We start from the raw sequence: 12,333 nt of genomic DNA, 5'->3' as shown, positions 1-12,333 counted from the left end.
TATTTCGTAGTTGCTTCTTTACTTGATTTGGCATTCTATCCACCTCCTTGAGCCTAAGTATAGCAAAAAAAGATTTCGAAAGCTCGATTTAGGAGCTTTCGAAATCCTTAACTTAATGACATTGCCAGGGAGCTTCTAACTTTCTTATTTAGCAAGTTTAGCAGCAAGGCGTGATTTGTCGCGGCTTGCTTTGTTTTTGTGAATCAAACCTTTTGTTTCTGCTTTATCAATAGCAGCAGATGCAGTACGGAAAAGTTCTTCAGTTGGGTTAGCTTCGAAGTTCTTGATAGCAGTACGCATAGCTGATTTTTGAGCTGAATTTTTTTCGTTTTGTTTCACGTTTAATTCAGCGCGTTTGATAGCTGATTTAATATTTGCCAAAATGTTCACCTCCATATGTAATAACTATCTAATTATACAGGAATTTCCCTAGCTTGACAAGAAGATTTCATTTTTTTAGGTAGATTTTATCAATTTTGTGGTCTTGGTCTTTGTGAAGAATCATTTGAGCCCGATTTCGAGTGGGCTGGATATAGTCTTGTAGGTTGACCAAATTGATGCTTTCCCAAATATGGCGCGCATAGGCCAAGGATTGCTCCGCACTCATGAGGCTGAAGCGGTGGTGGTAATTTTCCGGCTTCTCCATAGCCAGTTCTCGCAATTTGAGGAAACGCTCGAGGTACCACTGCTCGATGAGGTCGGTTGGGGCGTCGATATAGATGGAAAAATCAAAATAGTCGAGACTGTAAAGATTGGGTTGGTCTGAGATTTGAAAGAGATTGATCCCTTCCACAATCAGGATATCTGTGTTTTCCAAGTGAAAGGCCTGATCAGGGAGGATGTCGTAACTTTCGTGGGAGTAGAGGGGAACATCGTAGGCATCTCCATTCCGGATATGGTCCAAAAAGTCTAGCAATTTTTCCATGTCATAAGACTGGGGGAAGCCTTTTTGGTGCATGATCTGCTTAGCTTCTAGAGTGGCATTGGGATAGAGAAAACCATCCGTGGTGACCAAATCCACCTGTAATGTAGGATATGCCTGTTGTAGAAGCAGACGAAGGAGGCGGCTGGTTGTCGATTTGCCTACAGCAACGCTACCAGCAATTCCAATGATGAAGGGGGACTTGCTAGCGGTTTGACCAAGGAAAGCTCCTTTGGATCGGTTGAGTTCTTCTTTGTTTTTTCTATATATATGAAGCAAATGGATTAACGGAAGGTAAATGTCATGGATTTCCTCCAGCTGGATGGGGTCATTGAGGCTTCGGATGGCATCCAATTCTGCCTGGGTTAGTCCGGCGTTGGTTAATCCGGGTTGTAAATGTCGCCATTCCTCTCGCTTGATGGGACGGTAATTCAAAAATTCCTGCATAGTATCCTCGTTTCTTCGCCTAGTATATCATAGGGTTGCAGTGCTGTAAACCGTTTCCATAATGCTTCCAGTTGTGATAGAATAAACCTATGAGTAAGATGTATTTTGAGCGGCAGCCGGATGCCGCACATGATGTGCGAGAGTTGCGCGTGTCCCTCTTGGGCACGGATTTTCGTTTTTTAGCGGATGCTGGTGTTTTTTCAAAAAAACAGGTGGACTACGGGTCGCGGGTGTTGTTGGATAGCCTCGACTTTGTACCTGGAGGATCGCTCTTGGATGTGGGCTGTGGTTATGGACCCTTGGGAATTACCCTTGCCAAGGTGCAGGAACAGACAGTAACCATGGTGGACGTCAATGAAAGGGCTCTAGACCTGGCTATCAAAAATGCCCAGGCCAATGGGGTGGAGGCTAGTGTTTTTGCCTCTGATGTCTATGACCAGGTGGCAGGGACCTTTACCCATATTATCTCCAATCCCCCTATCCGGGCGGGTAAGTCAGTGGTCCACAGGATTATTGAGGAGGCTCCGGCTTACTTGGAGTCTGGGGGAGATTTGACCCTAGTCATTCAAAAGAAACAAGGGGCGCCAAGTGCAAAGAAGAAGATGGAAGAAATCTTCGGTCATTGTGATATTATTGGAAAGGATAAGGGTTATTACATCCTTAGAAGTGTGAAAGAATGAGAGCGGTTGATTTAATTCAGAAAAAACGAGATGGTTACAGCTTAAGTAAAGAGGAGATTGATTGGCTCATCGAAGGCTATGTGGACGGAAGTGTTCCAGACTACCAGATGGCTGCTTTGGCGATGGCTATTTATTTCAAGGGAATGGATACGCGGGAAATTAGTGATCTCACCATGGCCATGGTGGCAAGTGGAGATCAGGTGGACTTGTCTGCCATTCCAGGGATCAAAGTGGATAAGCATTCTACTGGTGGAGTCGGGGACAAGGTGACCTTGATTCTGGCACCATTGGTGGCAAGTTTCGGCGTATCGGTTGCAAAGATGAGTGGCCGTGGTTTGGGGCACACGGGTGGAACCTTGGATAAACTGGAATCCATTAAAGGTTTCCAAGTGGAAATCCCAGAAGCTGATTTTATTCAGCAAGTCCAAGATATTGGCGTTTCTGTCATTGGTCAGTCCGACCAGTTGGTTAAGGCGGATAAATTGCTGTATGCCCTTCGGGATGTGACTGCGACAGTGGATATTATCCCATTGATTGCCAGTTCAGTCATGAGTAAGAAAATTGCGGCGGGTTCCGATGCCATCCTCTTGGATGTGACAGTCGGTCAAGGTGCCTTTATGAAGACCATTGAAGAGGCGCGTGAATTGGCGACCACAATGGTGAATCTTGGGAAAGCTGTTGGTCGAGAGACTGTTGCAGTGGTTACCGATATGAGCCAGCCTTTAGGTCGGGCGATTGGAAACCGTTTGGAGTTGCTAGAAGCGATTGAGATTTTACGGGGGCAAGGTCGTTCGGATATTACGAACTTTGTCAGCGAGTTAGGGCAAATGTTGTTGGCTTTAGCGGGCGTTGAAAAGTCCGTTGAGGAGGTTCGTTCCCATCTTGAAAACGGTTCTGCTTTGGCAAAATTGGAAGAAATGGTCGCAGCTCAAGGTGGAGATTTGGAAGATCTTTACCGTCCTGTTCAAATTCAAGAAGTCTATGAAGTTAAGGCTCCTACAGGTGGCTATATTGCTGAACTACCAGCACTTTACTATGGTTTGTTTGCTATGAAGTTGGGAGCAGGTCGAGCGGTTAAAACAGACCCACTTGATTTTGAAACAGGGATTGTTTTTGAGAAAAAAGTAGGCGACCGTGTAGAAGAAGGAGAAGTTCTAGCCAGAATTTATGCAAATTCGGAAATTCCGAAAGTTATGCTTGAAGAATTTCTGGAAAATGTTAAAATAGGAAACGAAGAGGTCGAAATCAAGGAAATTATTGAAATCGTTCGGTAATAGAATTGTTTTAATACTCAAAACAGTCGAAGTTTTTATGCAATGGAACAGTTATTTTACTAACTAAAATAAAAAGGTTGAGACTTTGTCCCAACCTCTATCAATCCGATGAAGACAGAACCAGGGGTTCGGCGAAGAGGATTGACGCATTCAGATTTTGAAAAGCATAGTCTTTTAGTTTACTTTTAGTACAAGGCAGCGAGTCGTAGACAGTACTGAAGTACGGCAAGACGAGCTAACACAGTAATAAAAGATAAACTAAAAGACTATAATGAGTATGATTTTCGTTTCGACATCCCTAACATCGTCTTTGCTTAGTGATGACAATCACTCATCAGTTCTAACATTTTTTAGGAGGTTCAACATGAACAAGAAACAATGGTTTGGTATCGGATTGACGGCTGCAGCAGCGCTAACTTTGGTTGCCTGTGGAAACCGTTCTACAAGTCAAAATGCCGATGCTAAAACCGACCTTAAAGCCGTTATCGTAACCGATACTGGTGGGGTTGACGATAAGTCCTTTAACCAATCTGCTTGGGAAGGGTTGATGGCTTGGGGGAAAGAAAATGGTCTTTCTGAAGGAAATGGAATCAGCTACATCCAATCTCAAAGTGAGTCTGATTACGCAAACAATTTGGAACAAGCTGCTTCAAGTGGTAACCAATTGGTATTTGGTATTGGATTCGCCCTTCGTAACGCCGTTGAGTCTGCAGCAAAAGATCGCACAGATACTAACTATGTTATCATTGATGAAGTGATTGAAAACATGGACAACGTTGCGAGCGCAACCTTTGCGGACAATGAAGCTGCATACCTAGCTGGTGTGGCAGCTGCTAAAACAACTAAGTCTAAAGAAATTGGTTTCATCGGTGGTATGGAATCAGAGGTTATCACTCGTTTCGAAAAAGGGTTTGAAGCAGGTGTTAAATCTGTAGATCCTTCTATCAATGTTCGTGTGGACTACGCAGGTTCCTTCAGTGATGCCGCTAAAGGTAAATCTATCGCTCAAGCTCAATACTCAGCTGGTGTAGATGTTATCTATCAAGCAGCTGGTGGTACTGGTGTTGGTGTCTTCAAAGAAGCGAAAGACTTGAATGAAACCAAAGACGAAGCAGAAAAAGTTTGGGTAATCGGTGTTGACCGTGACCAGAAAGATGAAGGGAACTACACTTCTAAAGACGGTAAAGAGTCTAACTTCGTACTTGCTTCTACCTTGAAAGAAGTTGGGGAAGCTGTGAAGGATTTGGCCAACCAAGCTAAAGATGATAAGTTCCCAGGTGGTAAACACATCACTTACGGTTTGAAAGATAAAGGGGTTGACCTTGCAGAAACAAACTTGTCTGATGATGCCAAAGCTGCTGTTAAAGAAGCAAAAGACAAAATCGTAGCAGGCGACCTACAAGTACCTACTAAATAAGACTGCAAAAAGCCAGGAATTTCCTGGTTTTTTGTATATAAGGGACACTGAATTTGAAAACGTTCGTGTTTACGATATGTTCTTGGAAGTTTTCAAGAAAATTCCTTGTTTTTCACGAATGAAGTCTAGCCAAATCATCGTTTCTATGCTATACTGTCAATCGTATGTAAAAAATGGAGGTTAGCGCTTTGAATAAAAAGCCGATTCTGGCTGTAGCAGGTCTGGCGGTGGCGACACTGGGATTAGTGGCCTGTGGACAGCGAGGTAACACAGAGAATACGGAAACCAAGGTTAAGGCGACGCTTGTTACAGGTGCTGGAGGTGTTGATGATAAATCCTTTAGCCAATCTGCTTGGGAAGGCTTGGAAGCCTGGGGTAAATCTCAGGGGTTAAGTGAAGGAAATGGCTATGGGTATTACCAATCCGATTCTGAGTCCGACTACACCAATAATTTTGAACAAGCAGCAACCAATGGTAGTAACTTGGTTATCGGTATTGGATTTATGGTGAAAAATGCTGTTGAACAAGCTGCAAAGGATCACCCAGAAGTTAATTACTTGATTATTGATGAGGTCATTGAAGGTCAAGACAACGTAACCAGTGCAACATTTGCGGATCAAGAAGCGGCTTACCTGGCGGGAGTTGCAGCAGCTAAAACCACAGAGAAAAAACAAGTCGGTTTTATTGGCGGTATGGAATCTGAGGTTGTCAAACGGTTTGAAAAAGGCTTTGAAGCTGGTGTCCATTCGGTGGATCCAGATATCAAAGTTCAGGTAGATTACGCAGGTTCCTTTACCGACGCGTCAAAAGGCAAGTCTTTGGCGCAGGCGCAATACGCCGGTGGAGCTGATGTTATTTACCATGCAGCAGGTGGAAGTGGAGCAGGTGTCTTCAAGGAAGCTAAAGATTTGAATGAAACACGTGATGAAGCCGATAAAGTTTGGGTCATCGGTGTCGACCAGGATCAATCTGCAGAAGGCGAATACACTTCCAAGGATGGAAAAAAAGCAAACTTTGTTTTGACTTCAACGATCAAAGAAGTCGGAGCAGCTTTGAAAGATGTTGCAGAAAAGACGAGTGACGGAAATTTCCCTGGGAATCAAACCATTGTTTATGGTTTGAAGTCTGGAGGGGTGAACTTAGTTACTGGTCAACTATCCTCAGATGCTAAAGCAGCCGTTTCAGACGCCAAAGAAGCTATTATTGCAGGAAATATAAAAGTTCCTGAAAAATAGACTTAGGTGATGGTGCGAGGTTTGACCCTTCCTTTCTCAAGGGCAAAATCTTCTGACTCATCTACTCGTAAAAGTGGCAGAGGTCCCTCATTTGGGGGCAAGCCTTTACCAGGAATGGGTGAAAGGTTAGCCATTTCAATAGAATGAGTTAGCGGAACACGGTCACTTGCTTTAGTAAGAGGTTGAATTTTTTCAACCTCTTTTTTGACAGAAAAATCTTGAAGGGAGGTGGTCATTGTTCTGTAAAAAATGATAGAATAGAGATAGTGTAATGTAAACGAATACCATGGCAAATGAATAGGAGAAAAACCATGAAACTTAACAAATATATTGACCATACACTACTCAAAGCAGATGCCCAAAAAGACGCGATTCTACAGCTGATTGAAGAAGCTAAAGAGTACGATTTTGCGAGCGTCTGTTTGAATCCTAGCTGGGTAGCTTTGGCTGCCAAGGAATTGGCTGGAACTGATGTAAAGGTTTGTACCGTTATCGGTTTCCCTCTGGGAGCAACAACTTCTGCAACCAAGGCGTTTGAGACAGCAGAGGCTGTTAAAAATGGAGCGAGTGAAGTAGACATGGTTATTAATATTGCAGCTCTGAAAGATGGAGACGACCAAGCTGTTTTAGAGGATATCCAAGCAGTTGTTGAAGCTAGCGGAGATGCACTTGTTAAGGTGATCATTGAAACAGCCTTGTTAACGGATGAAGAGAAGGAACGTGCTTCTCGATTAACAGTTGAGGCTGGTGCAGACTTCGTGAAAACTTCAACTGGATTTTCAACTGCTGGAGCAAACGTTCCTGATTTGGAATTGATGCGCCGAGTAGTTGGACCCGATTTCGGTGTTAAAGCAGCGGGTGGAGCTCGTTCCTATGAAGATGCAGTAGCTTTTGTTGAAGCTGGTGCAACACGTATTGGAACTTCTTCAGGTGTTGCCATCATGAAAGGCGAGGTTGTGGATGGAGGCTACTGATCCAATTCAATTAGCGATGGAAATGGCCCAAAAAGCCTACGTTCCTTATTCTCACTTTCCGATTGGGGCTGTTTTAGTGGCCAAGGATGGTCGCTATTATACCGGGGTCAACATTGAAAATGCGAGCTTTGGTTTAACCAATTGTGGAGAGAGAACTGCTATTTTTAAGGCAGTTTCAGAAGGAGTTACTGAATTTTCAGCTCTGTATATTTACGGAGAAACGGAGAGACCTGTTTCGCCTTGTGGAGCTTGCCGTCAGGTAATGGCTGAATTTTTTGAAGCCGATTTGCCGATTACATTAATTGCCAAGGATGGGTCAACGAAAACCATGTCTATGGAAGAGTTGTTACCTTATTCTTTTAAAGATTTAAATTAAAGAATGAAATAAAAAGAGGAGATTGTAATGAAGTCAAATAAAATTGTAGCACTCGGAGCAGCATCACTTGCAGTACTTGGTTTGGCAGCGTGTTCTAACCGCAGTGGTGATCGTTCAGAAGCTGCTTCAGATTCCATTCGTGTAGCCTACGTGACGGATACCGGTGGGGTTGATGACCACTCCTTCAACGAATCTGCATGGACAGGTTTGAAAGCATGGGGTGAAGAAAACAATTTGGAACAAAATCAAGGCTATACCTACTATCAGTCTGAAAATGAATCTGACTTCACCAACAATTTCCAACAAGCCATCACAGAAGGCTATGATATGGTTGCAGGTGCTGGATTTGCCCTTGCAACATCATTGGAGGAAGTCGCTAAAAACAATCCAGATACAAAATTTGTGATGGTGGATAGCGTGATTGATTTGGATAACGTTGCTTCAGCAACCTTCGCGGATCAAGAAGCAGCTTACCTTGCAGGTGTTGCTGCGGCCAAGAACACCAAAACCAAACAAGTTGGTTTCATTGGTGGGGTTGAAAGTGAAGTTATCACGCGCTTTGAAAAAGGTTTCGAAGCAGGGGTCAAATCAGTTGACCCATCGATTAAAGTCCAAGTGGACTATGCTGGTTCCTTTAATGATGCCGCTAAAGGTAAAACCATTGCAGCTGCTCAATACGCAGCTGGTGCAGACGTGATTTTCCACGCTTCTGGTAAAACTGGTGATGGCCTTCTGAATGAAGCGATTACCCGGAATGAGAAATTTGCTGCTGATTCAGACGAAAAAGTTTGGGTTATCGGTGTTGATAGCGATCAAGCCCCTCAAGGTGGATACAAAGACAAAGATGGTAAAGAATCTAACGTAGTCTTGACTTCAACATTGAAAGAGGTCGGAAACACCATCAAGGATATGGCAACTAAATTGCAAGAAGATAAGTTCCCTGGTGGAACAACAACTGCCTACGATTTGAAATCAGGTGGTGTAGAAGTAACTTACGATAACTTGAACGAAGACACTAAAAAAGCTGTCGAAGAAGCAAAACAAGCCATCATCGATGGCAAGGTAACGGTTCCTGAAAAATAATTTAGGAAGACGTTAGAAAGGATAAACGGAATATGGCAAATGAACATGTCATCGAGATGCGCGATATCACCAAAAAATTTGGAGATTTTGTTGCCAATGACCATATCAACCTTCAACTCCGTAAGGGCGAGATTCACGCCCTTCTCGGAGAAAATGGGGCAGGAAAATCAACCTTGATGAACATGCTGGCGGGCTTGCTTGAACCAACCAGCGGTGAAATTGCGGTCAATGGCCAAGTTGTTCAATTGGATTCTCCTTCAAAGGCTGCTTCCTTGGGGATTGGGATGGTTCACCAGCACTTTATGCTAGTAGAGGCTTTCACGGTCGCAGAAAATATTATCCTTGGAAGTGAAGTTACCAAAAACGGTGTGCTGGACATTAAAGAAGCCACCAAAGAAATTGAAGAACTGTCCAAGCGGTATGGTCTTGCAGTAGATCCATCTGCTAAGGTGGAAGACATTTCCGTAGGGATGCAACAACGGGTAGAGATTCTGAAAACTCTCTATCGTGGTGCTGACATTCTGATTTTTGATGAACCAACAGCGGTTTTGACCCCTTCCGAAATTCAAGAACTGGTTGAAATTATGAAGAGTTTGGTCAAAGAAGGAAAATCTCTGATTCTCATTACCCACAAATTGGATGAAATCCGGGCCGTTGCGGATCGTGTGACTGTCATTCGTCGTGGTAAGAGTATTGAGACCGTTGAAATTGCCGGTGCAACCAACCAAGACCTTGCTGAGATGATGGTGGGACGTTCTGTTTCCTTCAAAACAGAAAAGGTTAAGGCACAACCCAAAGAAACGGTCCTTTCCATTAAGGATTTGGTGGTCTTGGAAAACCGTGGAGTTCCAGCTGTGAAAAATCTTACTTTGGATATTCGGGCAGGTGAAATTGTCGGAATTGCCGGTATCGATGGGAATGGTCAAACGGAATTGATCCAAGCGATTACAGGACTCCGTAAGGTAAAATCTGGGACTATTACACTTAAAGGTGAAAATATCGTTGGTGCAAGCCCGCGGACCATTACTGAAATGCAAGTTGGACACGTTCCAGAGGACCGCCATCGTGATGGTTTGGTGCTAGAATTGTCTATTTCAGAAAATATTGCGCTTCAAACCTACTACAAAGAGCCAATGAGTTCCAAAGGGATTCTCAACTATGGGAACATCTATGACCAAGCACGTCGCCTGATGGCTGAATTTGATGTGCGGGCCGCCAGTGAGTATGTGCCAGCAAAGGCACTTTCTGGAGGAAACCAGCAAAAAGCCATTATCGCGCGGGAAGTTGATCGTAATCCAGATCTCCTCATTGTTAGTCAACCAACACGGGGCTTGGACGTTGGAGCGATAGAGTACATCCACAAACGCCTGATTGAAGAGCGGGATAAAGGTAAAGCCATTTTGGTGGTGTCTTTTGAATTGGATGAGATTCTCAACGTCTCAGACCGTATTGCAGTTATCCATGACGGTCACATTCAGGGTGAATTGGATCCTGAAACCACCAACAAGCAAGAGCTTGGTATCTTGATGGCTGGTGGAGAATTGAAGAAGGAGGAAGGAAATGTCTAAGAAACTTCAAGGTGCAGCTGTCCCTTTGATCTCCGTTCTCCTTGGGATTCTCCTAGGAGCCATCATTATGTGGATCTTTGGCTACGATGCTATTTGGGGCTATGAAGCGCTCTTTGCGACAGCTTTTGGTTCGCTTAGATCTATTGGGGAAATTTTCCGGGCTATGGGGCCCTTGACGTTAATTGGTCTCGGTTTTGCAGTGGCTAGTCGAGCAGGATTCTTTAACGTCGGTTTGTCTGGACAAGCCTTGGCAGGCTGGATTGCAGCCGCATCCTTTGCCCTACTCAATCCGGATTTACCTCGATTGGTTATGATTCCCGCTACCATCGTGATTGCCATGGTAGCGGGTGGTTTGGTTGGTTCTATTCCAGGTGTCCTTCGGGCTTACTTGGGGACCAGTGAGGTTATTGTCACTATCATGATGAACTACATTGTTCTCTTTGTGGGAAATGCCTTGATTCACCAACTGCCACAATCCGTTATGCAAAGTACCGACTCTAGTAAGCCGGTTGGCATGAACGCTACTTATCAGACAGAGTGGTTGCGGGCTCTTACCAGCAATTCAAGGATGAACATTGGGATTTTCTTCGCTATTATCGCGGTGGCCCTTATCTGGTTCCTGTTGAAGAAAACCACCCTCGGATTTGAAATTCGCTCGGTTGGTCTTAACCCTCATGCCAGTGAGTACGCAGGGATGTCCTCTAAACGAATTATCATTATTTCCATGATTATCTCTGGTGCCCTTGCGGGTCTTGGGGGTGCTGTGGAAGGACTTGGAACCTTCCAAAATGTTTACATTCAAGGTTCGTCCTTGTCTATCGGTTTCAATGGGATGGCCGTATCCCTTTTGGCCAATAACTCTCCAATTGGAATTATTTTCGCGGCCTTCCTCTTTGCGGTTCTCCAAGTTGGTGCACCGGGGATGAATGCAGCGTCCATTCCACCAGAATTGGTTAACATTGTGACGGCTTCTATTATCTTCTTCGTTGGAATTCATTACGTGATTGAAAAATTCCTTGAGTCAAAAGCAAAAAAGGGAGGGCAAGCTAAATGAATCTCGAAACCCTATTAGCCTTATTAGTGTCTTCCATGCTGATTTATTCAGCCCCTCTCATTTTCACCTCCATTGGTGGAACCTTCTCTGAGCATTCAGGGATTGTCAATGTTGGTTTGGAAGGAATTATGGTTGTCGGCGCTTTTTCAGCGGTTGTCTTCAACCTTTCAACTGCATCTGCTCTTGGCGATGCAACTCCATGGTTGGCCTTACTTGTTGGTGGTTTGGCGGGCGTTCTCTTCTCCCTCCTCCATGCGGTAGCGACCGTTCATTTCCGGGCGGACCATGTTGTCAGCGGTACGGTATTGAACTTGATGGCTCCAGCCTTAACAGTTTTCTTGGTCAAAGTGCTCTACAACAAGGGACAAACGGACAACATCCAGGAGTCCTTCGGACGCTTTGATTTCCCGATTTTATCAGATATCCCCTTTATCGGAGAAGTCTTTTTCAAGAATACATCGATTATGGGTTACGTGGCCATCGCAACCTCTTTCCTGGCTTGGTTTATTATGTTCAAGACCAAGTTCGGTCTGCGCCTTCGTTCCGTTGGTGAACACCCTCAAGCGGCGGATACATTGGGAATCAATGTCTACATGATGCGGTATGCGGGTGTCATGATTTCTGGTTTCCTTGGAGGAGTCGGAGGTGCGGTTTATGCCCAATCCATTTCCGTAAACTTCTCTATTTCCACTATTGTTGGACCTGGGTTTATTGCCCTTGCTGCGATGATTTTCGGAAAATGGAGTCCAGTTGGTGCCATGCTCTCCAGCCTCTTCTTCGGACTTTCTCAGAGTTTGGCTGTTATCGGTAGCCAATTGCCACTCTTTGATAAGGTTCCAGCTGTTTATCTACAGATTGCTCCTTACGTCTTAACCATCGTTGTCCTTGCGGCCTTCTTTGGAAAAGCCGTTGCACCGAAGGCAGTCGGAGTCAATTATATTAAGTCTAAATAAATTCTTAAAGGTTCCTGGCCTAGCGCCAGGAACCTTTTTTCAAAAAAGGGTTATCCTGTTACACAGAAGTGAATGGAAATGAAAAAAATATAGCCGATAAAGTCATCCCCAATTATTCATACCTAACTTAAAAACCTTCCAGAAACCGTATTGATCACAGGGTTTCTGGAAGGTTCTGCTTTTCACCCATTGGGTGAAACATTCGACTAGACAAAAAAGGATTTCCCCTTTATGATATAAGTGCATATAAAATATAAAAAGAAAGGAAATCCACATGTTCAGTCTAACAAATAATAATGCTAAAAACAAGAATTTTTCTTTTAAGGGAGGAAATCTAACGAATTATGGCG

At 44.1% G+C, this 12,333-nt stretch carries 13 protein-coding genes; 10 read left to right on the top strand and 3 right to left on the bottom strand.

Annotated features, from left to right (window positions below; all coding sequences use genetic code 11):
• Positions 1-144: 144 nt before the first annotated feature.
• Positions 145-381, bottom strand: coding sequence for a 30S ribosomal protein S20 (gene rpsT / locus I2503_RS07565; RefSeq protein WP_135037360.1), 237 nt, complete (start codon positions 379-381; stop codon positions 145-147).
• A gap of 67 nt (positions 382-448) precedes the next feature.
• On the bottom strand, positions 449-1,369 hold the full coding sequence (gene coaA, locus I2503_RS07560; RefSeq protein ID WP_196967555.1) for a type I pantothenate kinase: 921 nt from the start codon (positions 1,367-1,369) through the stop codon (positions 449-451).
• Between the two features lie 89 nt (positions 1,370-1,458).
• Between coaA and I2503_RS07555 the strand changes: the two genes are divergently transcribed.
• The 4 genes from I2503_RS07555 (at position 1,459) to I2503_RS07540 (ending at position 5,975) form a co-directional block, all read left to right on the top strand.
• Positions 1,459-2,049: a class I SAM-dependent methyltransferase gene (locus I2503_RS07555; RefSeq protein ID WP_196967554.1), complete on the top strand. Its 591-nt coding sequence runs from the start codon at positions 1,459-1,461 to the stop codon at positions 2,047-2,049.
• Positions 2,046-3,323 (top strand): pyrimidine-nucleoside phosphorylase, encoded by a 1,278-nt coding sequence (locus I2503_RS07550; RefSeq protein ID WP_196967553.1) that lies wholly within the window; start codon positions 2,046-2,048, stop codon positions 3,321-3,323. Before I2503_RS07555 ends, I2503_RS07550 begins: the two co-directional genes overlap by 4 nt.
• A gap of 364 nt (positions 3,324-3,687) precedes the next feature.
• A complete protein-coding gene (locus tag I2503_RS07545; RefSeq protein WP_196091854.1) occupies positions 3,688-4,740 on the top strand; it encodes a BMP family protein in 1,053 nt (350 codons plus the stop codon).
• A gap of 188 nt (positions 4,741-4,928) precedes the next feature.
• Positions 4,929-5,975: a BMP family protein gene (locus tag I2503_RS07540; protein WP_196091853.1), complete on the top strand. Its 1,047-nt coding sequence runs from the start codon at positions 4,929-4,931 to the stop codon at positions 5,973-5,975.
• Between the two features lie 2 nt (positions 5,976-5,977).
• On the opposite strand, the gene I2503_RS07535 is transcribed toward I2503_RS07540, so the two are convergent.
• Positions 5,978-6,313, bottom strand: a complete 336-nt coding sequence (locus tag I2503_RS07535) for a hypothetical protein (protein WP_196091852.1) — start codon at positions 6,311-6,313, stop codon at positions 5,978-5,980.
• On the opposite strand from I2503_RS07535, the gene deoC reads away from it, so the two are divergent.
• From deoC to I2503_RS07505, 6 genes are read left to right on the top strand one after another with little or no spacing between them, the layout of a single operon-like run.
• On the top strand, positions 6,287-6,949 hold the full coding sequence (gene deoC / locus I2503_RS07530) for a deoxyribose-phosphate aldolase (RefSeq protein ID WP_196091851.1): 663 nt from the start codon (positions 6,287-6,289) through the stop codon (positions 6,947-6,949). The two genes, I2503_RS07535 and deoC, sit on opposite strands and share 27 nt — an antisense overlap.
• Positions 6,936-7,325, top strand: coding sequence for a cytidine deaminase (locus I2503_RS07525; RefSeq protein ID WP_196091850.1), 390 nt, complete (start codon positions 6,936-6,938; stop codon positions 7,323-7,325). The genes deoC and I2503_RS07525 overlap by 14 nt, the downstream gene beginning before the upstream one ends.
• Before the next feature lie 27 nt (positions 7,326-7,352).
• A complete protein-coding gene (locus tag I2503_RS07520; protein ID WP_196091849.1) occupies positions 7,353-8,408 on the top strand; it encodes a BMP family protein in 1,056 nt (351 codons plus the stop codon).
• A 32-nt stretch (positions 8,409-8,440) separates the two neighbouring features.
• Entirely contained in the window at positions 8,441-9,976 is a 1,536-nt protein-coding gene (locus I2503_RS07515) for an ABC transporter ATP-binding protein (protein ID WP_196091848.1), read from the top strand.
• Complete coding sequence (locus I2503_RS07510) at positions 9,969-11,030, top strand: ABC transporter permease (protein WP_196091847.1); 1,062 nt, start codon at positions 9,969-9,971, stop codon at positions 11,028-11,030. Before I2503_RS07515 ends, I2503_RS07510 begins: the two co-directional genes overlap by 8 nt.
• Positions 11,027-11,983, top strand: a complete 957-nt coding sequence (locus I2503_RS07505; protein WP_196967552.1) for an ABC transporter permease — start codon at positions 11,027-11,029, stop codon at positions 11,981-11,983. The genes I2503_RS07510 and I2503_RS07505 overlap by 4 nt, the downstream gene beginning before the upstream one ends.
• The last annotated feature ends 350 nt before the right edge of the window (positions 11,984-12,333 follow it).

Source organism: Streptococcus sp. NLN64 (assembly GCF_015831295.1).
Taxonomy (GTDB): domain Bacteria; phylum Bacillota; class Bacilli; order Lactobacillales; family Streptococcaceae; genus Streptococcus.
This window is presented reverse-complemented; position numbering and strand designations above follow the sequence as displayed.